Genomic DNA, 22,786 nt, shown 5'->3' with positions numbered 1-22,786 from the left:
GGGCAGTGCCTTTCGTCCCTTGGAACGGGGCCGTTCGCCGGTGTCCGTGGCGGAGCCGGGAGGACAACGATGAGGGCGTACCTGCTACGGAGGTGAACCGATCATGACCGGTGGACGCATGATCATGGAAAGGCCCGTCATCGAGGCCGAGCTGATGACGCTGCGCAAGCGGGTCGCCGATCTGGAGGAACACGTACGCACGCTGACGGCGGCGAACCTCGCGCTCGTCCGCAGCGTGGAGAACCTCCAGCGCACTACGCCGACCGGGCTCACCGACCGTCCGCGGTGAGCGCGCCGGTCAGGTCGCACACGCACATCCCGTCTGCCTCCCGCACGCCACCCCCTCCTGCGCGCCCATCAGCGACAGCAACCGCACCCGGATCGGACCGCCCAGAGCCTTGAAGCATCCGCGCCGGCTCGGCCGCCACCTCCTGCTGCTGACCGGCACCGGCCCCACATGAAGTAGGCGACGGGGCCGACGGACCTCCGTGGCGGCCAGCGCCGTCAGCCACCCCCGCTGTCTCTTCGACATCTCGTCCCAGCGCATCGCCGGACTCCTCTCCTTCAGCCCTCGACACCAGGATGAGGGTCATCCCGGGCAAGAAGTCACGTATAGGCAGGGCCCATCAGCGGACGGGACAGGACCTTAGCCCGCAGGCGGCGGCCCGACCCGGTGATGCGCTGGAACCATGAGTACCTATCCCGTACGGGTCGAGGCCCGGCTCGAGGAGCCGCTCAGCCGGGGCCTGTGGATCGTCAAGTGGTTCCTGGCGATCCCCCATTACATCGTGCTCGGCTTCCTGTGGATCGCCTTCGGCGTTCTCACCGTCATCGCGTTCTTCGCCATCCTGTTCACCGGCCGGTACCCGCGCGCCCTGTTCGACTTCAACGTCGGCGTACTGCGCTGGACCTGGCGCGTGGCGTACTACACCTACGGCGCCCTGGGCACCGACCGCTACCCGCCGTTCACCCTCGGGCCCGCCCCGGGCTACCCGGCCACCCTGGAGATCGACTATCCGGAACGGCTCTCCCGCGGCCTCGTCCTCGTCAAGTGGTGGTTGCTCGCCATCCCGCACTACCTGATCGTCGGCCTGTTCACCAGCGGCAGCGTCATCTCCTGGCGCGGCGACCTGCCCGACGGCGGCGGCGTGCTCTACACGTTCGACTGGGGCGGGCTGATCGGCCTGCTGGTGCTCATCGCCGCCGCCTGCCTGCTCTTCACGGGACGTTACCCGCGCGGCGTCTTCGACCTCGTGATCGGGATGAACCGCTGGGCGCTCAGGGTCGCCGCCTACGCGACCCTCATGACCGACGCCTACCCGCCCTTCCGGCTGGAACAGGGCGGCCACGAACTGCCCCGCATGGGCGCTCCCCCACCTGCGGCCAAGGTCCGGTACGCCAGACGCGGGACGCCGGCCAGTTCATCGGCACCGGCGCGCAACGCGTGACCACGTCCACGTACGCTCTCACCAGCGAGGAGGTCACCGTCGCCGGGCGGGTTCGCATGCCTCCAGGGCCGGCGCGCCGCTCTTCCTGGGCACCGTGAGGCTCGCTCACCCATGGCGCAGCGCCTCCAGCGACCCGGTCAGGCGCTCGGGCCGCACGCCCAGCCCCACGGCCCTGCCGAGCAGATGCGGGAACCCCGGCCAGTGCCGCAGGACCCGCAGCGGTAGTGGCAGTCGCAGGGGTGCGGGCGCGGGGCCGTCACCGCCGATGGAGGCGGCCACGAAACGTTCCTGCGCCGCGCGCTGCGCCGCCTGGGTGAGCACGGTCGGCCACTGGCGGCGGCGCTGCACTCGGGCCAGGTCCTTGGCGCTCACCCGGCCGCGCCGCAACGCGGGCAGCAGGATCCGGGCGGCGGCGACGGCGTCCTGGACGGCCAGGTTGACGCCCACGCCCGCGATCGGCGACATGGCGTGCGCGGCGTCGCCGATGAGCAGCACGCCCGGCGCCCACCAGCGGTCGAGCCGGTCGATGCGGATCTGCAGGACGGCGATGTCGGCCGCGCCGATGGCGGCCATCCGCTCGCTGGTGTACGGGGCGAGGCGGGCGATGGTGCGGCGGGTCCAGGCGCCGTCGTCGGCCCGGGCGGCCCCCGCCGTGTCCTTGGCGATGAGCAGGGCGGCCTGCCAGTAGTCGGCACGGTTGATCATGATGAGGCCGCCGGTGGCGGAGAAGCGCAGGAACGTGCCGTCGGGGTCGCCGGGCAGGCGCGGGATGCGGACGTACAGGCAGTCGTGCGGCGTGGCGGAGGAGCGGGGCCGCAGCCCGAGCAGGTCCCGGACGGTGGAGTGCCGTCCGTCGGCCGCCACGACCAGCGGCGCGGTCAGCTCGGACGTCCGGCCGGTGTCCTTGTCGGTGTAGGTGACCCCGCGCACCTGGCCGTTCTTCCGGAGCAGGCCGTTGACCTCGGCGTTCTGGGCGAGGTGGAAGTGCGGTGAGGCGGCGGCGGCTTCGGCGAGGAGGTTGAGGAAGTCCCATTGCGGCACGAGCGCGATGTGCTGGTGGCGGCCGGGCAGGCGGCTGAAGTCCTCGAAGACGGCGCCGTCGTCGAACCGCATGGCGAGTCGGCGCTCGCGCTGTTGCGGCAGGGCGGCGAAGCGGTCGCCGAGGCCGAGTTCGTCCAGCAGGTTGAGGGTGGAGGCGTGCACCGTGTCGCCGCGGAAGTCGCGCAGGAAGTCGGGGTACTTCTCCAGCACCGCCACGTCCACGCCGGATCTGGCCAGTAAGAGGCCGAGCACCATGCCTGCCGGCCCGCCTCCGGCGACGACGCACGCCACCGAGGCCCTCTCGATCGATCCCATCCGTCCCTCCAGGAATAAGTGGGGAGATTTTCCCCGGTTACAAGGCACAGTAACATAACCGGGGAGCCTGTCCACGTTTAGAGTTGGAGCGTCCGGATGAGAGAACTGCGTGCCGATGCCCGCCGCAACCGCGACCAGATCCTGCGCGCGGCGCATCTCGCCTTTCTCGATCAGGGGCCGGACGCGCCGCTCGACCAGATCGCCACGAGCGCCGGGGTCGGCAACGCCACCCTCTACCGCCACTTCCCGACCCGCGCCGACCTCATCGGCGCCGTCGTCGTGGACAACATGACGCAGGTGGCCGCGCTCGCCACCGACGTCCTCGCCACCGAGCCGTCAGCCGGGGAGGCGCTGGCCGCGTTCACCACAGGGGTCGTCGAGCGGCGCATCGTCGCCATGCTGCCGATCCTCGGCAGCCACGTGACCCCGGACCTCGCCTTCCATCAGACCCGGGCCCGCCTGCTGGCCGCCCTGGACGCCCTCGTCGGCGCCGCCCGTGCCGAGGGCGCGCTGCGCGGTGACGTCAGCGCCGCCGACCTGGTGATGTTCCTCGCCGTGCTGACCCGGCCGCTGCCCTCGGTGTCACCCGGCCTCGGCGACGCCGTGCGCGCCCGTCTGCTGGCCACACTTCTGGACGGGCTGCGTCCCGGCGGCACCGCCCCGCTGCCGGGCAGCCCTGTCGACGCCGATCTCATCACCGCGGATCTGGGATCGTCACAGCCGGTGCGGGATGGTGAGCCGCAGGTGTGAGCCGCTCAGCCACGCCTCGTCGATCTCCCTGCCGGTGAGCCGCCCGACCAGGGTCAACGCCGAGGTGACGCAGACGCCAGCGGGTCGAGGGCGTCCGGGGCGTTGCCGTACCGCTCGCCGGGGACGGCGCCGCTGCACTCGTATCCACCGAACTCGATGATCTGCAGCCAGTCGTCGGTCAGCCGGTCGGCCCGGATCACCGTCCCGTCGCCGGGGCCGGACAGCCCGTCCCTGTCGCAGCGGCGGGCCTGCCGGAAGTCGGCGCCCACGCGTTGCGCCAGCTCGTCGAGTTCCAGCCGATCGGCCCACACCGCGCTGAATTCGTGGCGAGCCCGTGGCCGTGTGCCACAGATGTTCCGACCGTCGCATGCCGCGCCTTTCCTTGAGGAGAGGTCACCGGAGGAGGTCGCGCCGGCTCAACGTGCTGCCGAGTGCGGCCGCCGCCGCCCGTACCGCGACCACATGCCCCTCGGGGCGGAACCGCCCGATCGGCCCCGCCACGCTGATCGCCGCGACCGGCTCGTCGCCGCGCCCCAGCACCGGCGCGGCGACGCACAGCAGGCCGGCGGCCGACTCCTCGGTCTCGAAGGCGACGCCGGTCTCGGCGACGCGCAGGAGCTGGCCGCGCAGGATGCCGGGCGCGACGACGGTGTGGGGGGTGCGGCGTTCGAGTGGCCCGGTGAGCACCTCGCGCCGCAGGGCGGGGTCGGCGTGGGCGAGCAGGGCCTTGCCGATGGCGGTGCAGTGCAGCGGCATCCGGCCGCCGGTGCGTGAGGGCACTCTGGCCTGGCGGTGGCCGCCGATCTTGGCGATGTAGACGACGTCGTGGCCGTCCCGCACGCCGAGGTGAACGGTTTCGTGGGTGCGTTCGTAGAGGTCCTGGAGGAACGGCATCGCGACTTCGAGGAGGCTGCGTTCGAGTGAGGCGAGCATGCCGAGCTCGAAGAGGCCGCCGCTGAGGCGGTAGCCGCCGCCGGCGCGGTCGAGCAGGCGGTGGGTGACGAGCTCGCCGCAGAGCCGGTGCACGGTGGCCTTGTGCAGGCCGGTGCGCCGCACCAGCTCGGCGAGGCTGACGACGCGGTCGTCCGGCCGGAAGGCGCGCAGGATCGTCACCGCCTTGCCCAGCACGGTGCCCAGGTCCGCTGTCACCCGCACAGCGTATCGGTGAGCGAGACGATGTGGTGGTCGGCGTCCGTATCGGGCCTGCACAGTGGGCGTGTGAATGAAACCATCGCCGCCACGAGGCGGCCCGAGGTGGTCGCCGCGTTCGAGCGGCTCACGCAGGCGGCGGCGTCGGGCGTGCCCTGCGCCCCCGTGCGGGACCTGATCGGCCGGGACGACCTGGCCGCCGCGTACGCCGTGCAGGCCGCGCTCACCGAAGCCCGCGTCGCCGCCGGGGCGCGGATCGCCGGCCGCAAGATCGGGCTGACGTCGGAGGCGGTGCAGCGGCAGCTCGGCGTCGACCAGCCCGACTTCGGCATCCTGTTCGACGACATGGCGTACGCCGACGGGGACGTGATCCCCGCCGGGCGGGTGCTCCAGCCGCGGGCCGAGGCGGAGATCGCCTTCGTGCTCCGTTCCGACCTGGCCGAAGGACCGCTCGACACCGCGCAGGTGCGGGACGCGATCGCGTACGCCGTCGCCGCGCTGGAGGTCTGCGGCAGCCGGATCGCCGGGTGGGACATCAGCTTCGGCGACACGGTCGCCGACAACGCCTCGTCGGGCGCGTACGTGCTCGGGACGGAGCGCCGCACGCTCGACGCGATTGAGCCGGTGGACGTGGCGATGTCGATGACCGTCAACGGCGCGGAGGTCTCCACCGGGACCGGCGCGGCCTGCATGGGCGACCCGGTCGAGGCGGTCGTGTGGCTCGCCCGGATGGCGCGTGACCTCGGCGAGCCGCTGCGGGCGGGGCAGGTCGTGCTGTCCGGCGCGCTCGGCCCGATGCGACCGGTCGCCCCCGGGGACACCGTCACCGCGGCCCTGTCCGGCCTCGGCACGGTGACGGTCGGTTTCGCGGAAGGAGCAACGGCATGAGCAGGGCGACGGTGATGGCCGGTTTCGCCGGAGGAGCAGCGGCATGAGCGGGACGAAGGTCGCGATCATCGGGTCGGGCAACATCGGCACCGACCTGATGATCAAGGTGTTGCGCGGGTCGCCGCACCTGGAGATGGGCGCCATGGTCGGCATCGACCCCCAGTCGGACGGCCTGGCCCGCGCCGCCCGCCTCGGCGTCCCGACGACGCACGAGGGCGTGGACGGCCTCATCGGCCTGCCCGGCTTCGCCGAGATCGAGATCGTCTTCGACGCGACCTCGGCCAAGGCGCACCAGGCGAACGCCGCGAAGCTGCTCCCGCTCGGCAAGCGCCTGATCGACCTGACCCCGGCGGCGATCGGCCCGTACGTCGTCCCCGCCGTCAACCTCGAAGACCACCTCGACGCGCCGGACGTCAACATGGTGACCTGCGGCGGGCAGGCCACGATCCCGATCGTGGCCGCCGTCAGCCGGGTGACGACCGTCGAGTACGCCGAGATCGTCGCGTCCATCGCGTCGAAGTCGGCCGGTCCTGGCACCCGGGCCAACATCGACGAGTTCACCGAGACCACCTCGGGCGCCATCGAGCAGGTCGGCGGGGCGCGCCGCGGCAAGGCGATCATCGTGCTGAACCCCGCCGAACCGCCGCTGATCATGCGGGACACGGTCTTCTGCCTCGTCGCGGCCCCGGATCCGGCCGTACGCGAGGAAATCGCCCGATCGGTGGAGAAGATGGTCGCGGACGTCGCCGCCTACGTCCCCGGCTACCGGCTCAAGCAGCAGGTGCAGATCACCGAGGTCCCCGCGGACCAGCCGGTCGAAACGCTCCTCGCCGGCGGCGACGCCGCCAGGCCCACCCACCAGGTGTCGGTGTTCCTGGAGGTCGAGGGCGCCGCCCACTACCTCCCGGCCTACGCCGGCAACCTCGACATCATGACCTCCGCCGGCCTGCGGGTCGCGGAGCGCATCGCCGCACGGAAGGCGGGCCTTTAGATGGCTGTCCCGATCTTCGTCCAGGACGTCACGCTACGGGACGGCATGCACGCCGTACGCCATCGCGTGGGCGTGGAGGACGTCAAGCGGATCGTCACCGCGCTCGACCGGGCCGGCGTGGACGCGATCGAGGTCGCGCACGGCGACGGCCTGGCCGGCGGGTCGCTCAACTACGGCCCCGGCTCGCACACGGACTGGGACTGGATCGAGGCCGCGGCGTCGGTGCTGGTGAACGCCCGTCTCACCACGCTCCTGCTGCCGGGTGTCGGCACCGTCCACGAGCTGAAGCGCGCCTACGACCTGGGGGTGCGCTCCGTCCGGGTCGCCACGCACTGCACCGAGGCGGACATCTCCGCGCAGCACATCGCCGCGGCGCGCGAGATCGGCATGGACGTGGCCGGGTTCCTGATGCTGTCGCACATGGCGCCGCCGGAGGAGCTGGCCAGGCAGGCGAAGCTGATGGAGTCGTACGGCGCGCACTGCGTGTACGTCACCGACTCCGGCGGCAGGCTCACGATGAACGATGTGGCCGCGCGGGTCCGCGCGTACCGTGACGTCCTCGACCCGGGGACCGAGATCGGCATCCACGCCCACGAGAACCTGTCGCTGTCGGTCGCCAACTCCGTCGTCGCGGTCGAGAACGGCGTGTACCGCGTGGACGCGTCGCTGGCCGGGCACGGCGCGGGGGCCGGGAACTGCCCGCTGGAGGCGTTCATCGCGGTCGCGGACCTGTCGGGCTTCGAGCACCGGTGCGACCTGTTCCAGCTCCAGGACGCGGCGGACGACCTCGTCCGGCCGCTGCAGGACCGTCCGGTGCGGGTGGACCGGGAGACCCTCACGCTGGGGTACGCCGGCGTCTACTCCTCCTTCCTGCGCCACGCCGAGGCCGCCGCCGCGCGGTACGGCCTCGACGTCCGCGACATCCTCATGGAGTGCGGACGGCGGCGGCTGGTGGGCGGCCAGGAGGACATGATCGTCGACATCGCGCTCACGCTGGCCGCCGGGGCCGCCTGAGCACCGCCACCATGGAGCCCGGCCCGCCGGCACCCGGACGGCCACCGCGATGTCGGCCTCGCTCGCGCGAGAGATCCAGATGACCCTGCAGCAGCTCCTTGGACATGCCGGGCGCGGTCTAAGGTTCAAGCGCGGCCAAAGGTCTCACTGGCACGCACCTACCGAGCTGGACATCATCGGCTCACCCGAACGGGACCGGCCCCCCGAGAAGTGATCATGCAATAACCCCCCGTAGAAGAACGACCCGTTTTCGACGCTTCTCAAGGTTTGTCCCGTTATGCCTGGCTATGCTGCGTGGTCGACACCAGTCAAGGCCGTGTCAACGACAGGCACGCCTGGACGAACGACGATTGGAGATATGTGCGAACACGACCTTCCATGTTCGCCACCACCTTCGTGGCGCTGGCCGTCCTCTCCACCGCCACGGTGACCGAGCTGGGACGGACGGCGGCCACCGGAGGGGCAGCCGCGGAAGCCGTCGGAGAGTTCGGCATCGCGTGGGAGCCGTGCGAGGAGGAGCCCAGCGTGGAGTGCGCCACGCTGGCGGTGCCCATCGACTGGTCCAAGCCGGACGGGCCGGCCGTCGACCTGGCCCTCGCCCGGCGCAAGGCCACCGACCCCAAGGCCAGGATCGGGTCCCTGCTGACCAACCCGGGCGGCCCCGGCAACTCCGGGGTCAACGACATCCTGCGCCCGTCGGGCTTCAGCCCCGAGATCCAGCGGCGCTTCGACATCGTCGGCTACGACCCCCGCGGCGTCGCCCGCAGCGGCTCGATCGCCTGCTCGGCCTCGGTCTACAACCAGATGCCGAGCCCGGTCATGACCAGCCAGGCCGACTTCGACCAGTGGGTCGCCTTCGACCAGAAGCTGCGCGCGGACTGCCGGGAGAAGACCGGCCCCCTGTACGACCACGTCGACTCGGTCAACGTGGCCCGTGACATGGACGCCATCCGCGCCGCACTCGGCGAGGACAAGCTCACCTCCTACGGCGTCTCCTACGGCACGCTGGCCCAGCAGATGTACGCCGAGCTGTTCCCGAACCGGATCCGCGCCATGGTGCTGGACGGCAACATGGACCACAGCCTGAACGTCAAGGACTTCCAGGTCAGCGAGGCGGCCACCGTCGAGGACTCCTTCTCCGAGTTCATCGCCTGGTGCGACCGGGACACCGGCTGCGTCCTGCACGGGCGCGACATCCGGGCGCTGTGGAGGGGCCTGCTCGCCAAGGCGGAGCGCGGCGAGCTGTACTGGCCGGGCGTCCCCGGCCGCGCGGTGAGCGCCCACAACCTCCTCTGGCTGGGCGTGGTGATGAACGAGGCGCCCGACTGGGCGCTGGAGGCGAAGGTGCTCCTCGCGCTGGACGGCGGGCCGGTGCCGGACGACATGCCGGGCCCTCCCGGCAACGGCCCCGTGAACGGGGACGTCGCCGAGTTGCCGACGGCCATCCTCTGCCAGGACTTCGACCTCGGGCTGCGCGACTACGCCGAGTACGCCGACGTGATGCGCGGCTCCAACGCCGCGGCACCGAACATGCGCTACAACCCGATGCCGATGGGCGACATGCCGATCTGCCAGGGCCACCCCGTCACCAACCCGCAGCACCGCCTCCGCTACACCGGTAAGGCTCCGCTGCTGGTGGCCACGTCCCTGCACGACCCGGACACCCCGTACGAGTGGTCGGCCAACGTGGCCCGCCAGCTCGGCCGCAAGGCCACGCTGCTCACCTACGAGGGGTGGGGTCACGGCGTCTACGGCATGACCGACTGCACGACGGCGGCGATGGACAAGTACCTGATCTCGCGGACCGTGCCCGCGCGGGGCTTCCGCTGCCCGGCTGAAGAGCCCCAGGACTGACCTGTCCGAGGCCTTTTGAGGAGATTCAGTATGTCGGCCGTTCATGAGCTCGTCCGTCCTGCGGTCTATCCCCGCTCTTCCGGCTACGATCCCGCGTGGCTGGTGGGGCTGGACATGGGCCCCAATCCGCTGTGGCTGCTGGAGGACCTGTCGAGGGACCTCGATCTGCGGCCGGGGATGCGCGTTCTGGACCTGGGCTCGGGCAAGGGGGCGACCTCGGTGTTCCTGGCCAGGGAGTTCGGCGTGGAGGTGGTGGCCGCCGATCTGTGGATCGAGGCGGAGGTCGCTGAGGAGGTGTTCGCCGGTGCCGGAGTTTCGCAGCAGGTGACGGCGGTCAACGCCGAGGCTCACGCCCTGCCGTTCGAGCCCGGCTCTTTCGACGCCGTCGTCAGCATCGACGCCTACGAGTATTTCGGCACGGCGGATAGTTACCTGGCCTACATCACGCGGTTCCTCAAACCCGGTGGGCAACTGGGCATCGCGACCCCCGCGATGACCGCCGAGGTCCGCGACCTCGGCGCCATTCCTGCCCATATCAAGGCTCTGGTGGGGTGGGAGGCCATCGCCTGGCACACCGCGGAGTGGTGGCGCTTTCAATGGGACATCACGGAACTGGTCACCGTGACTTCGGCGCGGCTGCAGCCGGAGGGGTGGCACGACTGGCTGCTGTGGACCAGGGCTTGCCTCGCCGCCGACCCTCCGGACCGGTCCTCCCTTGAGGGGACCATCGCCATGCTGGAAGCCGATCAGGGGGAGTTTCTGTCGTTCGCTCTGGTCTCGGCGCGTAAGAATTGATCCTTCCCGGGCGGCTGAGGTGACGCACCGAGCCGCCCGGGTTGCCCTGCCTGGGACCACTGGTAAGCTACTGAGCCAGGTGAATCCAGTACCCCGCCGCGAACCCGATGGTCGTCGCGAACCCCACCTTACGATTGGCGTGTTCGTACGCCTCGGGCATCATCGTCGTCGACAACATCGCCAGAATCGCCCCACCGGCGAAGGCCAGCACGGTCGCGATGACGTTGGGCGAGGCCTGATCGAGCAGCACGTACCCGGCCCCGGCGGCGAGCCCGGACACCAGCGCGATGCCGGACCACAGCGTGAACACCGCCGTCCACGACCACCCGCCCGAGCGCAGCCCTGTCGTGGCGGCCACCGACTCGGGCACGTTGGAGACGAACACCGCCACCAGGATCGCCACTCCGACCGTGCCCGACTTGAGCAGGGTGAGCCCGACCACCGTCGACTCGGGGATGCCGTCGAGCACGATGCCGAGGACGATCGCCGTCGCCGACGCCGTCTGCGCCGACCCGGCGATGTCCTTGCGGTCCCGGTAGCCCATCTTGCTGATGATCCGGTCGCCGGCCAGGAAGACGATCGCGCCGGAGAAGAAGCCGACGGCGGTGCCCGCGCCGCCGCCGTCCAGCTCGCTGGCCTCCTGGATGAGCTCGAACGAGACGGCGCTCAGCAGCACGCCCGCGCCGAACCCCATCACCAGGCCGAGGGTGGTGGTGCCCGGCTGGCGGATCGCCACGATCGCGGCGCCGGCCAGGAGCGAGGACGCGGCGAGCAGGCCCCAGAGGAATGCCTCGATCATGACGTTTCGCCACCGTCCCGCTCGACACGCGCTGGGCGCGCAACACCATCGATGGTGCTGCAAGTCCTAGCTTGACGCATTTGCGGCCCTATGCTCGCCGCTCCGGGTGGATCCGAGATCACGCCGGCGGGCCGGGTACGGCTAGCGGTAGGCGAGGCGGCGCAGCAGGATCTCGGCGGGTCCCCGGTGACCGGCCCGGCGCAACAGCTCGGCGATGACGACGGACACCGCCCAGGTGCCCACGGCCACCGTTGTGGCGCCGGTCAGGCCGAGGTCGTCCTGGAGCGCGAGCCCGTACGGGTAGAAGACCGCGACGAACACCACCGACTGGAGAAGGTAGAGGCTCATCGAACGCCGGCCGAGCGAGTAGCCGAACAGGAACGCGAACATCGGGCGGGCGTGGTTGGTGACGAAGAGGGTGTGGAACACGGTGATCACGTCGTTGAGCGCGGGGTTTCCACGGTCGGGGGTGCGGACGAACAGGGGTGCGTGGGCGAGGGCGATGGCCAGGAGCATGAAGCCGCGGGCCAGGTCGGGGGCCGGGACCCGGCCGGTGGGGTGGGAGGGGTGAGGGCCGGGCGTCTTGGCCTTCGTGCCGACGCCACCGAACAAGGCCAGCCCGCTGACGACGACCCGCGGCGCTCCCGGCCTGCTACGCACCGCACCCCGATCGAACGCGCCGAACGGGCGTCGCGCAGATCCACCTCCCCGCCGCCGAACACCGACAAGGACGTGAACACAGGCGGCGCGACCCACCGCCCCCTGCAGATCTCACCCAGCCGCTGATCCAGCTCACCCAGCTCGATCCGCCCCGCCGCGGCGGCGCCAACAGGGCCGGGAAAAGCCGGGGCGTCCCCGGCGGCCGGTCCGCGACACTGGAGTCATGGACGTCGTCAGCACCGACCAGGTCCCGGAGGCAGAGCGGTTCGCCTTCTGGCGGGAGGTGAACGCCAAGCTGCCCATGCCCTACGACCTGCGTTGCGACCCGCGGCTGGAGAGCGGATTCCGGGCGCGGGTCGGGTTCAGCGCGTTCGGGTCCGTGCAGGCGGCGCTGGTGACCATCGCGCCGCACACGGCGCACCGCACGGCCAGGCTGATCCGGCAGTCCGACCCCGAGCTGTACGAGCTGGCCTGCACCGTGCGCGGCGGCAGCACGATCACGCAGGACGGCCGGCGGGCGGATCAGCGACTCGGGGATCTGGTCCTGATCGACACCTCGCGTCCCTACCAGGTCGAGCACGCCGCCCGGTTCCCGGTGAGCCGGGTGATGATCCTGCGCTTCCCGCGTTCGCTGCTGCCGTTCCCCGCGCGGGAGTTGCGGGAGCTGAGTGCCACGCGCATCCCCGGTACGCGGGCCATCGGCGCGCTGTCCTCACAGTTCCTGCTGCGCCTGGCCCGGCACATGCCCGAGCTGACCGCGGCGGAGGCCTCCCGGCTGTCCGGCCTCACCCTCGACGTGCTGACGCTGGTGCTCGGCCACGCGCTCGACGCCGAGGCCGTGGTGCCTCCGCACGCCCGCCGGCGCGCGCTGGTGGCGCAGATCGACGCCTTCGTCCAGAACCACCTGGGCGACCCGCGGCTGACGCCTGACGTGATCGCCGCCGCCCACCACATCTCCCTGCGTCACCTGTACAAGCTGTTCCAGCAGGAGGGGCGGACCGTCGCCGGTCACATCCGCGAGCGGCGCCTGGAGCGGTGCCGGCGTGACCTCGCCGACCCCGCGCTGGCCGCCCGCCCGATTCACGCGATCGCGGCCCGGTGGGGGTTCACCAGCGCCGCCCACTTCAGCGAGGTCTTCCGCACCGTCTACGGCCTGTCACCGCGGCAGTTCCGCCGTCAGAGCGAGGCCGGGCACGCAGACTGAAGAATCGTGCGTGGAGCGGGGCCGTGCACGCAAACCGAAGAACTGTGCGTGCGGCCGTAACGACAGAGGCGTCCGCGGCAAGCATCGTGGCTGTTGGCGGGGCGCCTGCCGGAAGGTGGGGCTCCCGGAGGCCGGCCACGGGGACGCCGGCCTCCGGGAGCGACTTGACCCTCACGTGGCGTCAGGCGGCATAGTCGGTGCCGTGGAGGATCACTGGACCGTGGGGCACGTGGCCCGGCTGGCGGGCGTGAGCGTGCGCACGCTGCACCATTACGACGACATCGGGCTCGTCCGCCCGTCAGCGCGCACCCCGGCCGGTTACCGCGCCTACGCGCCGGCCGACGTGGAGCGGCTGCGCGAGGTGCTGGCCTACCGGCGGCTGGGCTTCGGGCTGCGCGAGGTCGCGGACCTGGTCGGCGACCCGTCCACCAACGCGGTCGCGCACCTGCGCCGGCTGCGCGGCCTGCTGCTGGAGCGACGCGACCGCGCCGACGCCATGGTGGCGGCCATCGACAGGGAACTCGCGGCACGAGCGAAAGGGCTGAAAGTGACACCGGAGGAGCAACTGGGGATGCTCGGCGCACGGCTGTACGACGCGATCGGCGACGCCTACACGGCGACACGGCGCACCGAGCCGCGCTTCGCCACGCGGATCTGGGACGCGCTCGGCGACGCGCGGACGGTGCTGAACGTCGGGGCGGGCACCGGCTCGTACGAGCCGGCCGATCGCGTCGTGACGGCGGTGGAGCCGTCGGCCGTGATGCGGGGGCAGCGGCCCGCCGGTGCGGCGCCGTGCGTGGCCGCCGCGGCGGAGAGCCTGCCGTTCGACGACGGGTCGTTCGACGCCGCGATGGCCGTCTCCACCGTCCACCACTGGGGCGATCCGATCGCGGGGCTGCGCGAGATGCGGCGGGTGGCCAGGCGGGTGGTGGTGCTCACGTTCGACACCGACGAGGCGGGATGGCAGGACCGGTTCTGGCTCACCCGCGACTACCTGCCGGAGTTCGCCGGCGTCCTGTCGGGGTTCCCCTCGCTGGCCGGCATGGCCGACGCGATCGGCGGGCGCGCCGAGGCGGTGCCCATTCCGTGGGACTGCGCCGACGGCCTGTTCGAGGCTTACTGGCGGCGGCCGGAGGCGTACCTGGATGATCGGGTGCGGCGGGCCGTGTCGGTGTGGGCGAGGGTGGGGCGGGAGGCCGAGCGGCGGGCGGTGCGCAGCCTGGGCGACGACCTCGGCTCGGGGCGGTGGGCCGAGCGCAACCGCGACCTCGCCGAGCTCGACGCGGCCGACCTCGGCCTGCGCCTGCTCGTCGCCTGAGCCCCTGTCCGGCTCAGCCGTGCGTTGCTTGAGCCGCGACTGGTTCAGGCGCGCGTGGCATGACGCCCCGGCTGGTTCAGGCGTGCGGCACGTGACCCCCGGCCAGCGCAGGCGTACATCGCCTGGGCCCCCGGCCGGTCAGGCGTGCGTCGTCTGGGCCGTGGCCGGTCACGACGTGCTTCGCCTGGACCCCGGCTGGTTCAGGCGTGCGGCGCGGCGAAGGCGGCGGTGAGGTCGCCGGTGGTGGTGATGGCGTGGGCGTAGGTGGGGCCGTTCAGTACGTGCGCGGCGTGCAGCATCTCGGGCAGGAACGCCGCCGTGGCGTCCCGCACCAGCGTGACGTGGTAGCCGAGCTCCATGGCGAACCGCCCGGTCGACTCGACGCAGGTGTTCGCGAGCAGCCCGATGAGCACGACGTGGCTGATGCCGTGCTGCTTGAGCTGGAAGTCGAGGTCGGTGTTGGCGAAGCCGCTCTGCGCCCAGTGCTCCCTGGCCACGACGTCGCCGGGCCGCGGCTGGAAGTCGGGGTGGAACTCCCCGCCCCAGGTGCCGCGGGCGAAGCTGTGCCGCTCCATGATGCCGCGCTGGGTGGGGTTGGGATGATCCCACGTCTCGTAGTCGCCGGGCTCCCAGCGCCGGTGCGGGACGAACACCACCCGGATGCCCGCGTCACGGGCGGCGGCGACCACGGCGCGCAGGTGATCGAGCAGCCCGACCTGCTCCGCCACGGCCGCCACGCGCGGCCAGACCTTGCCGCCCTCGGACAGGAAGTCGTTGTACGGGTCCACCAGCAGCACGGCTGTGCGGCGGGGATCGTAGGCGTGGGACATGGTTCGATGCTCCGATGGGATCGTCAGGCCCGCGAGGTGACGGCCGCCGTCAGTTCGTCGAAGTCGTCCTGGCTGAGTCGCAGCCCCGCGGCGGCCACGTTCTCCTCCAGATGCTCGACCGACGACGTGCCCGGGATGGGCAGCATGACGGGTGAGCGGTGGAGCAGCCACGCGAGCGCGAGCTGTGACGGCGTGGCCGACATGCGGGAGGCGATGACGGCGATCGGCCCGCCGGGCTGCGCCAGGCCGCCGGTGGCCAGCGGGAACCACGGGATGAAGGCGATGTTCTGGCGTTCGCAGTGGTCGAGCACCGGCTCGGCCGAGCGGTTGGCCAGGTTGTACAGGTTCTGCACGGACGCGATCGGGGCGACGGCGCGGGCCTGCTCGATCTGCTCGACGCTCACCTCCGACAGGCCGATGTGCGCGATCTTCCCCTCGTCCCGCAGCGCCTTCAGCTCGCCGACCTGGTCCTCCAGCGGCACCTCCGGGTCGACGCGGTGCAACTGGAACAGCGCGATCCGATCCACGCCGAGGATGCGCAGGCTCATCTCGCACTGCTGGCGCAGGTAGGCGGGCCTGCCGACGGGTGCCCACTGGTCGGGGCCCTGCCGGGTGAGCCCCGCCTTGGTGGCGATGACGACGTCCTCGCCGTACGGGGCGAGCGCGCGCCGCAGCAGCGGCTCGGCGACCGCCGGGCCGTAGGAGTCGGCGGTGTCGAAGAGCGTCACGCCGAGCTCCGCCGCGCGGCGCAGCACCCGTACGGCCTCGTCGGGGTCGGCCGGAGGCCCCCACACGCCGGGGCCGGTGAGCTGCATGGTGCCGTAGCCGAGCCGGTTGACGCGCAGGGTGTTCTCGATCGCGAACTGGCCGGAAGCTTCGGCCGTCACAGAAGTCATCGGGGTTTCCTCTCTCCGTTTGCCCGTCACCCATCCCGCGCGTGCCCCATGGTTCGCCCTCCTTACCTCAACGTCCGGCAAAGTCCCTGCCACGGACGGCTGCGCCGGGAACGCGTTGCTACGCTGACCATCACGATGACCATGACAACGCCGGCACGGCAGGAATGTGCGATCACTGTTCTGGGCGGCCCCACGGCGGTCATCGACCTCGGCGGGCTGCGCCTGGTCAGTGACCCGACGTTCGACGAGGCCGGTCCGCACGGATATCTGACGAAGACGGCGGGCCCCGCCGTCACCGAGGACGCGCTGGGCGCGGTGGACGTGGTGCTGGTCAGCCATGACCTGCACGCGGACAACCTCGACGAGCGCGGCCGGGCCTTCGCCGGGGCGGCGCCGCTGGTGCTCACCGGCCCGCGCTCCGCGGAGCGGCTCGGCGGCCCCGCGGTCGGCCTCGCGCCGTGGGAGAGCCGCGACGTGCCGCGCGGTGACGGGGGCGGAGCGCTCACCGTCCTCGCGGTTCCCGCCGTGCACGGGCCTGAGGACGGCGAGCGCGACGCCGACGGCAACGTCAACTGCGAGGTGACCGGGTTCGTGCTGTCCGGGGAGGGGCTGCCCACGGTCTACCTCAGCGGGGACAACGCCTCGATCCGCACCGTGACGGAGATCGCCCGGCGGCTGCCCGACATCGACGTGGCCGTGCTGCACGCGGGGGCGGCGCGGGTGCCGGCGAAGTTCGGCGGCCGGCCCCTGTCCCTGGACAGCCGGCGGGCCGCTGCCGCCGCGGCCGTCCTGGACGCGGAGCTGGTGATCCCGGCGCACTACGACGGGTGGGCGCACTTCTCCGAAGGGCTGACCGACCTGGAGACGGCCTTCGACGAGGCCGGCCTGTCCGCGCGCCTGCGCACGGCGTCACACGGCACCTGGATCCGCCTGCGCCGCTGACCCGCCGCCGCCTACGAGCACGCCCGCTCAAAGGCCGCCGCCGCCGACCCGCCGGAGTCGCCGCCCTACCGGAATGGCCGCCCTGTCGAAGTGGCCGACCCGCCGAAGCCGCTGATCCGCCCGGGAGGTCGAGCGCGCCCCGCGACGTGCCGCCTGTCACTGCTTACGCTGAGAACATGCAGGCAGACAGCACCACGCCGGAGAACGACGGCCACGGCCGGCCCGGCGATCCGCGTTACCTGCCGATCGGCGAGCACGGCCTGATCGGCGACCTGCGCACGGTCGCGCTCGTGGGCACCAACGGCACCATCGACTGGTACTGCTGCCCCCGCTTCGATGCCCCCTCGGTGTTCGGCTCGCTCCTGGACGCCGACCGGGGCGGCTGTTTCGAGCTGGCGGCCGACGTCCCGTACACCACCAAGCAGTTCTACTTCCCCGACACGAACGTGCTGATCACCCGCTTCTTCGCCGACGACGGCGTGGGCGAGATCCAGGACTTCATGCCCGTCGCGGACGGCGCGTCGGAGCGTGACCGGCACCGGCTGATCCGGCGGGTCACCTGCGTGCGCGGCACGCTGCCGTTCCGCGCGCTGGTGGCGCCCCGCTTCGACTACGCCCGTCGCCCGCACACCATCAGCCAGGACGGCGAGCTGACGTTCTTCGAGTCGCCGCCGCTCACCCTGGTGCTCACCTCCAGCGTCCCCGTCGAGCACGACGGCCGCGACGCGACCAGCCGGTTCGTGCTGCGCGAGGGTGAGTTCGCGGTGTTCGCCCTCGACCAGCTCTCCCCCGGCGTCGAGGCACGCGGCTGCCCGCTGGAGGAGGCGGAGGAGCTGTTCACCGGCACGGTCGGGTTCTGGCGCAAGTGGCTGTCGGCCTCCCGCTACCGGGGCCGGTGGCGGGAGGTGGTGCACCGCTCGGCGCTCACGCTCAAGCTGCTCACGTACGCGCCGACCGGCGGCATCGTCGCCGCGCCCACGACCAGCCTGCCCGAGCGGATCGGCGGCCGGCGCAACTGGGACTACCGCTACGTGTGGGTGCGCGACGCCGCGTTCTGCGTCTACGCGCTGCTGCGGCTGGGCTTCACCGAGGAGGCCGAGGCGTTCATGGGCTTCCTGGACGAGCACGTCCGGCTGGAGCGGCCGGGCCCCGGCGGGCCGCTGCAGATCATGTACGGCATCGACGGCCGCAACGACCTGCCCGAGGAGGAGCTGCCCCACCTGGAGGGCTACCGGGGCTCGCGGCCCGTCAGGATCGGCAACGCCGCCGTCGATCAGCTCCAGCTCGACATCTACGGCGCGCTCATCGACTCGATCTACCTGTACAACAAGTGGGGCACGCCCATCTCCAGCCGCCGCTGGGACGAGCTGTGCACGCTGGCCGACTGGGTCTGCGACAACTGGGACCAGCCCGACGAGGGCGTCTGGGAGACCCGCGGCGGGCGGCGGAACTTCACCTACTCCCGCTTGATGTGCTGGGTCGCGATCGAGCGCGCCATGCGGGTGGCGCAGCAGCGCGGCCTGCCCGCCGACATTCCGCGCTGGCGCGAGAGCCGCGACGCCATCTACCGCGACATCATGCGGCACGGCTGGTCGGAGCGGCTGCGGGCCTTCGTCCAGCATTTCGACGACGAGGTGCTGGACGCGGCGGTGCTGATGATGCCGCTGGCCAAGTTCGTCTCGCCGACCGACCCCAGGTGGCTGTCCACCCTGGACGCGCTCGGCGACACCCTGGTCTCCGACTCCCTCGTCTACCGCTACGACCCGGAGCTCAGCCCGGACGGCCTCGGAGAGCAGGAGGGCACGTTCTCCATCTGCTCGTTCTGGTACGTGGAGGCGCTGGCCCGCGCGGGCCGCATCGACGAGGCCCGGCTGGCGTTCGAGAAGATGCTCACCTACGCCAACCATCTCGGCCTGTACGCCGAGCAGATCGCGCACACCGGCGAGCAGCTCGGCAACTTCCCGCAGGCGTTCACGCACCTCGCGCTGATCAGCGCGGCCTTCAACCTCGACCACGCACTCGGCTGAGGCGCTTCCAGCTAGACGACGCGCTCGGGGAGGCGCTTCCAGCTCGGCCGAGGCGCTTCCAGATTTGCGCCCGCGACCGTAAAGACCCGTCACAGGACGATGGAGGGCGGCGTGTCGCGGGCATCGCTCATACCGGGAGAGGGGGCGCATGTCGTCGAGGGCGAGCAGAGGCCGCCGGCCGTTCCCGCGCTCGATCCGCGCGCGCTTCTCCCTCGCCGTCGGAGCGCTGTTCCTGGTGGTGCTCACGGCGGTCGGCGCCCTGACCGTCTCCGGCATCCGCCACAGCGTCGCGGCGGAGGTCTTCGAGGACCAGCATCTGGCCATCGTCGACTGGGTGAGCAGGATGCGGCCCGGCTACATCCCGGTGCCCAGGCCGGGGAAATCGACCGGGCACGTCAGGTATCTGCAGCTCGTGGACTCCCAGGGGCGGGTGGTGGTGTCCAACTTCGCGGCGTCCGGCAGGGCGGCGCTGACCACGGTCAAGCCCGTCCCGGGTGACGGCATGCAGGATCTGACGGTGTGCCCGACGTGGCGTACGGACGCGTGCCTGCTCGTCACGGCCCTGCTGCTCGACCCGCAACTGCCCGACGCGCCGCTGAAGGACGGGCCGCACTACATCTACGCCGGCGCGGTGCAGCCCGTCGTGCTGGCCAAGCCGTACATGGAGGCGGGCTTCGGCGCGGCGGTCCTGGTCGCCTCGGCGGTGGCGGCGTGGGGCACCCGCGTGGTGGTGGACCGGACGCTGCGTCCAGTGCGGGCGATCAGCACGCGGATGCGCGAGGCGACGGCGAAGGACCTGTCGATGCGGGTGCCGACGCCGCTGCACGACGACGAGATCGCCGAGTTCGCCCACGCCTCCAACTCCTACCTCGACCGGCTGGAGAAGGCGGTGAAGGCGCGGCACCGGTTCGCGTCGCTGGCGTCCCACGAGCTGAGGTCGCCCGTCACGGCGCTGCGCACGCAACTGGAGGAGGCGCTGATGTACCCCGAGGACGTGGACGCGGGCTCGGCGCTGCGGAACGCGTTGCACAGCACGGAACGCCTCGAGGCGATCATCGACGACCTGCTGGCCTACACCCGGGTCAAGGACGCCCCGCTGGAGGCCTACCACGAGCTGGACCTGGTCTCCCTGGCCGAGGAGGAGCTGGCCGCACTCCCGCCTGACGGCGTCCCGATCCGGCTGCGGGCGGCCTCCCGCCCTCGGGTGCTGGGGTCGCGGGTGCAGCTCGGCCGGGTGCTGAACAACCTGCTGGCGAACGGACGGCGGCACGCCCGCACGTACGTGCACGTCACGGTCGAGCAGGTGGGCGGCCAGGCCGTGCTGACCGTGCGGGACGACGGCGCCGGCATCGTCCCGGAGGATCGCGAGCGGGTCTTCGACGCCTTCGTCCGGCTGCCGGAGGGGCGGCGGCTCGATCCGGGCGGCAGCGGGCTCGGGCTGGCCATCAGCAGGGAGACGTGCCGGGCCCACGGCGGGTCCCTCACCGTGGAGGACTGCCCGCGCGGAGCCCGGTTCGTGCTGCGCCTGCCGGCGTTGCCCGCTCAGGGCTCGACGGGGCGTCCCGCGGGGCGAGCGCGGTAGGTGTCCTCGATGGTGGCGCCGCTGTGCAGGCCCCAGCTGACGATCCTGGCCGGGCGCAGCATGATCAGCGGCCGGTCGCCGTCGATCGTCTCGGCGTGCCCGCGGATCTCCACGCCGCGGGGCCGCCACGGCGGCAGCACGTCGTCGATGACCAGCGCGGCCAGGCCGTGGCGCGCGGCGTCGCGGAACTTCCTGGAGCGGACGAGGTTGCGTCCGCCGATCTCGATGAGCGTGCCGGTCTCGTCGAGGGACCAGCCGACGGGCACGACGTGCGGCATGCCGTCGGCGCCGACGGTGGCCAGGCGCCCGAGCAGCCGGTCGCCGCGCAGGTAGGCCAGCTCGCGTTCGCTGAAGACGCTCATGCCGCCGCCGTCCGCAGGGCGCGCACGGCGTACGGGGAGACGGCGGCCCCGAGCACCGCCACCCCGCCCGCCAGCCAGAACAGCGCGGTGAAGGAGGAGTCGGGCACGGCACGCCCGTCGCTGCCGGAGGCGATCACGGCGGCGGCGAGCTGGCTGCCGACGACGCCGCCGACGGTGCGGGCGATGTTGTTGAGCCCGTTCGCGGTGCCGGTCCTGGCGGGCGGCACGATGTCGGCGATCAGCTTGGGCAGCGCCCCCATGACCAGCCCCGACCCCGCGCCGACGATCCCGTAGAAGAGCAGGTGATGCCAGTACGCGCCGTGCGCCGTGGCGATCAGCGCCGACCCGGCCGCCATCGCCGCGAACCCGATCACCAGCGGCCACCGGGAGCTGAACGCCTGCGCGATCCGGCCGACCGCCATGCCCGCCGGGATGATGGCCAGCATGCCGGGCAGCATCAGCAGGCCGGCGACCGTGACGGACGCGCCGAAGCCGGCGCCGTCCGGGCCGGGCCGCTGCTGGGCGAACAGCGGGATGGCCACGTAGAAGAAGTACGATCCTGCGCCGAACAGCAGCGCGGCCAGGTGCGTGGCCAGCATCGGCCGGTCGGTCAGCTCGGCGACGTCGATGAGCGCGTCGCTCCTGCGCCGTTCCAGGGCGATCAGCGCGGCGGCGAGCAGCACCCCGAGCGCGAACAGCCCGAGCACCGGCGCCGAGCCCCACCCCCACGCCGGGCCCTGGGTGAGGGCGAGCAGCACCGCGACCAGGCTCGCGCCGAGCAGCAGCGAGCCGGGCACGTCCAGCCCGCCGCCTGCGGCGCGCTCGCCGCGCGGGATCCACCGGGCGACCAGGCCCAGGCTGACCAGCGCCAGCAGCGCGCCGAGGACGAACAGGTAGCGCCACGACAGCCGGTCGGCGAGCAGCCCGCCGACCACCAGCCCGGCGCCGGCTCCCGCGCCGACGATGCCGGACACCAGGCCCATCGCGGACGCCAGCCGCTCCCTGGGCAGCGCCTCGCGCAGGATCGCCATCGACAGCGGCACCACGGCCAGCGCCGCGCCCTGCACGACGCGGGCGGCGATGAGCTGGGCGATGTCCTGGGCGAGCGCGGCCGCGGCCATGCCGGCGGCGTACGCGGTGAGCACGCCGAGCATGACGCGGCGCTTGCCGTACAGGTCGCCGAGGCGTCCGAGCAGCGGGGTGAGCACCGCGCTGGACAGCAGGAACGCGCTGAGGATCCAGGCCGACCAGGTGGGGGTGGTGTGCAGCTCGCGGGTGAGCAGGCCGAGCGCGGGCACCACGACCGTCTGCATCAGGGAGTAGCCGAAGACCGTGGTGACGAGCGCCGCCACGATCTGGCGGGGGGACGCCGGCATGGTCGCACCTCCAAACTTGATTCGCATCACGAACATTTCGTAGTGCGAACAACATAGTTTGTAGTGCGAACCGTCCGCAACTACACTCGGCGGCAGGAGGTGCCGATGAAGAGCGCGACAGACGCCGGGCTGGGCTTCGCCGCCGCCCTGGTGCGGATGTCCCACCTGGTGCAGCACGTCTTCTCCGACGTCAGCCGCGAGCGGGACATCACCCCGCAGCAGGCGCAACTGCTCTGCGTGCTGACCAGCGGCGACGCGATCGGCATGACGGACCTCAGCCGGCTGCTGCACCTGGAGAAGCCGAGCCTCACGGGGCTGGTGGACCGGGCGGAGCGGCGCGGCTTCGTCCGCCGCGTACGCGACGGCGCGGACCGGCGGGCGTGCCGGGTCGAGCTGACGCCCGAGGGCAGGGAGCTGGCCGTGCGGGTGCACGAGGAGATCGTCGGCAGGCTGGAGGCGATGGCCGGTGACCTGCCGGGCGAGGACCTGCTGCGCGTCGCCGACACCCTGACCGGCCTGCTCGCGCGGACCGGCTAGCCCCGTTT

Annotated in this window: 23 protein-coding genes; 14 read left to right on the top strand and 9 right to left on the bottom strand. The window is 72.1% G+C overall.

The genetic code is table 11. From position 1 onward, the window contains the following. Nucleotides 1-103 precede the first annotated feature (103 nt). Complete coding sequence (locus ABD331_RS21495) at nucleotides 104-289, top strand: hypothetical protein (RefSeq protein ID WP_344477431.1); 186 nt, start codon at nucleotides 104-106, stop codon at nucleotides 287-289. Nucleotides 290-689: 400 nt separating this feature from the next. Continuing rightward, nucleotides 690-1,448 carry a DUF4389 domain-containing protein gene (locus ABD331_RS21490; protein ID WP_344477429.1) on the top strand — a complete coding sequence of 253 codons (759 nt, stop codon included), beginning with the start codon at nucleotides 690-692 and terminating at the stop codon, nucleotides 1,446-1,448. A 105-nt stretch (nucleotides 1,449-1,553) separates the two neighbouring features. Here the strand turns inward: ABD331_RS21490 and ABD331_RS21485 are convergent, their stop codons facing one another. Continuing rightward, entirely contained in the window at nucleotides 1,554-2,804 is a 1,251-nt protein-coding gene (locus ABD331_RS21485) for an FAD-dependent oxidoreductase (RefSeq protein ID WP_344477427.1), read from the bottom strand. 96 nt (nucleotides 2,805-2,900) lie between these two features. Here ABD331_RS21485 and ABD331_RS21480 point away from each other — a divergent pair, with 96 nt between their 5' ends. Then, nucleotides 2,901-3,554 (top strand): TetR/AcrR family transcriptional regulator, encoded by a 654-nt coding sequence (locus ABD331_RS21480; protein WP_344477424.1) that lies wholly within the window; start codon nucleotides 2,901-2,903, stop codon nucleotides 3,552-3,554. A gap of 53 nt (nucleotides 3,555-3,607) precedes the next feature. On the opposite strand, the gene ABD331_RS21475 is transcribed toward ABD331_RS21480, so the two are convergent. Both ABD331_RS21475 and ABD331_RS21470 read right to left on the bottom strand, forming a co-directional pair. After that, complete coding sequence (locus tag ABD331_RS21475; RefSeq protein ID WP_344477421.1) at nucleotides 3,608-3,865, bottom strand: hypothetical protein; 258 nt, start codon at nucleotides 3,863-3,865, stop codon at nucleotides 3,608-3,610. An 82-nt stretch (nucleotides 3,866-3,947) separates the two neighbouring features. After that, nucleotides 3,948-4,703, bottom strand: coding sequence for an IclR family transcriptional regulator (locus ABD331_RS21470; RefSeq protein ID WP_344477418.1), 756 nt, complete (start codon nucleotides 4,701-4,703; stop codon nucleotides 3,948-3,950). 69 nt (nucleotides 4,704-4,772) lie between these two features. Here ABD331_RS21470 and ABD331_RS21465 point away from each other — a divergent pair, with 69 nt between their 5' ends. The 5 genes from ABD331_RS21465 to ABD331_RS21445 all read left to right on the top strand — a co-directional run bounded on the left by ABD331_RS21465 (nucleotide 4,773) and on the right by ABD331_RS21445 (nucleotide 10,245). After that, nucleotides 4,773-5,591 carry a 2-keto-4-pentenoate hydratase gene (locus tag ABD331_RS21465; protein ID WP_344477416.1) on the top strand — a complete coding sequence of 273 codons (819 nt, stop codon included), beginning with the start codon at nucleotides 4,773-4,775 and terminating at the stop codon, nucleotides 5,589-5,591. Nucleotides 5,592-5,634: 43 nt separating this feature from the next. Then, nucleotides 5,635-6,582, top strand: a complete 948-nt coding sequence (locus ABD331_RS21460; protein ID WP_344477414.1) for an acetaldehyde dehydrogenase (acetylating) — start codon at nucleotides 5,635-5,637, stop codon at nucleotides 6,580-6,582. Continuing rightward, a complete protein-coding gene (gene dmpG / locus ABD331_RS21455) occupies nucleotides 6,583-7,596 on the top strand; it encodes a 4-hydroxy-2-oxovalerate aldolase (protein ID WP_344477412.1) in 1,014 nt (337 codons plus the stop codon). Nucleotides 7,597-7,974: 378 nt separating this feature from the next. After that, a complete protein-coding gene (locus ABD331_RS21450; RefSeq protein ID WP_344477410.1) occupies nucleotides 7,975-9,450 on the top strand; it encodes an alpha/beta fold hydrolase in 1,476 nt (491 codons plus the stop codon). A gap of 30 nt (nucleotides 9,451-9,480) precedes the next feature. Beyond that, the gene (locus ABD331_RS21445) at nucleotides 9,481-10,245 is read left to right on the top strand and encodes a methyltransferase domain-containing protein (protein WP_344477408.1); all 765 of its coding nucleotides are present in this window, start codon (nucleotides 9,481-9,483) and stop codon (nucleotides 10,243-10,245) included. A 67-nt stretch (nucleotides 10,246-10,312) separates the two neighbouring features. Here ABD331_RS21445 and ABD331_RS21440 read toward each other — a convergent pair whose 3' ends face one another. Together ABD331_RS21440 and ABD331_RS21435 are read right to left on the bottom strand one after the other, a co-directional pair. After that, nucleotides 10,313-11,044, bottom strand: coding sequence for a ZIP family metal transporter (locus ABD331_RS21440; protein WP_344477406.1), 732 nt, complete (start codon nucleotides 11,042-11,044; stop codon nucleotides 10,313-10,315). A gap of 141 nt (nucleotides 11,045-11,185) precedes the next feature. Next, nucleotides 11,186-11,704, bottom strand: a complete 519-nt coding sequence (locus tag ABD331_RS21435; RefSeq protein WP_344477404.1) for a DUF418 domain-containing protein — start codon at nucleotides 11,702-11,704, stop codon at nucleotides 11,186-11,188. A gap of 223 nt (nucleotides 11,705-11,927) precedes the next feature. Between ABD331_RS21435 and ABD331_RS21430 the strand changes: the two genes are divergently transcribed. Together ABD331_RS21430 and ABD331_RS21425 are read left to right on the top strand one after the other, a co-directional pair. Then, nucleotides 11,928-12,908 carry an AraC-like ligand-binding domain-containing protein gene (locus tag ABD331_RS21430; protein ID WP_344477402.1) on the top strand — a complete coding sequence of 327 codons (981 nt, stop codon included), beginning with the start codon at nucleotides 11,928-11,930 and terminating at the stop codon, nucleotides 12,906-12,908. A gap of 202 nt (nucleotides 12,909-13,110) precedes the next feature. After that, on the top strand, nucleotides 13,111-14,226 hold the full coding sequence (locus ABD331_RS21425) for a MerR family transcriptional regulator (protein WP_344477400.1): 1,116 nt from the start codon (nucleotides 13,111-13,113) through the stop codon (nucleotides 14,224-14,226). Nucleotides 14,227-14,426: 200 nt separating this feature from the next. On the opposite strand, the gene ABD331_RS21420 is transcribed toward ABD331_RS21425, so the two are convergent. Beyond that, nucleotides 14,427-15,056, bottom strand: coding sequence for a cysteine hydrolase family protein (locus tag ABD331_RS21420; protein WP_344477398.1), 630 nt, complete (start codon nucleotides 15,054-15,056; stop codon nucleotides 14,427-14,429). Between the two features lie 23 nt (nucleotides 15,057-15,079). Next, entirely contained in the window at nucleotides 15,080-15,952 is an 873-nt protein-coding gene (locus tag ABD331_RS21415) for an aldo/keto reductase (RefSeq protein ID WP_344477396.1), read from the bottom strand. Between the two features lie 135 nt (nucleotides 15,953-16,087). Between ABD331_RS21415 and ABD331_RS21410 the strand changes: the two genes are divergently transcribed. The 3 genes from ABD331_RS21410 (at nucleotide 16,088) to ABD331_RS21400 (ending at nucleotide 20,503) form a co-directional block, all read left to right on the top strand. Next, a complete protein-coding gene (locus tag ABD331_RS21410; RefSeq protein ID WP_344477394.1) occupies nucleotides 16,088-16,894 on the top strand; it encodes an MBL fold metallo-hydrolase in 807 nt (268 codons plus the stop codon). A gap of 176 nt (nucleotides 16,895-17,070) precedes the next feature. Continuing rightward, nucleotides 17,071-18,921 (top strand): glycoside hydrolase family 15 protein, encoded by a 1,851-nt coding sequence (locus ABD331_RS21405; RefSeq protein ID WP_344477392.1) that lies wholly within the window; start codon nucleotides 17,071-17,073, stop codon nucleotides 18,919-18,921. 148 nt (nucleotides 18,922-19,069) lie between these two features. Continuing rightward, nucleotides 19,070-20,503 (top strand): sensor histidine kinase, encoded by a 1,434-nt coding sequence (locus tag ABD331_RS21400; protein WP_344477389.1) that lies wholly within the window; start codon nucleotides 19,070-19,072, stop codon nucleotides 20,501-20,503. Here the strand turns inward: ABD331_RS21400 and ABD331_RS21395 are convergent. Both ABD331_RS21395 and ABD331_RS21390 read right to left on the bottom strand, forming a co-directional pair. After that, complete coding sequence (locus tag ABD331_RS21395) at nucleotides 20,464-20,865, bottom strand: PPOX class F420-dependent oxidoreductase (protein WP_344477387.1); 402 nt, start codon at nucleotides 20,863-20,865, stop codon at nucleotides 20,464-20,466. The two genes, ABD331_RS21400 and ABD331_RS21395, sit on opposite strands and share 40 nt — an antisense overlap. Further along, entirely contained in the window at nucleotides 20,862-22,241 is a 1,380-nt protein-coding gene (locus ABD331_RS21390) for an MFS transporter (protein ID WP_344477385.1), read from the bottom strand. The genes ABD331_RS21395 and ABD331_RS21390 overlap by 4 nt, the downstream gene beginning before the upstream one ends. 105 nt (nucleotides 22,242-22,346) lie before the next feature. Between ABD331_RS21390 and ABD331_RS21385 the strand changes: the two genes are divergently transcribed. Continuing rightward, entirely contained in the window at nucleotides 22,347-22,778 is a 432-nt protein-coding gene (locus ABD331_RS21385) for a MarR family winged helix-turn-helix transcriptional regulator (RefSeq protein WP_344477383.1), read from the top strand. Nucleotides 22,779-22,786 lie beyond the last annotated feature (8 nt).

The organism is Nonomuraea monospora (genome assembly GCF_039531895.1).
Lineage (GTDB): Bacteria > Actinomycetota > Actinomycetes > Streptosporangiales > Streptosporangiaceae > Nonomuraea > Nonomuraea monospora.
This window is presented reverse-complemented; position numbering and strand designations above follow the sequence as displayed.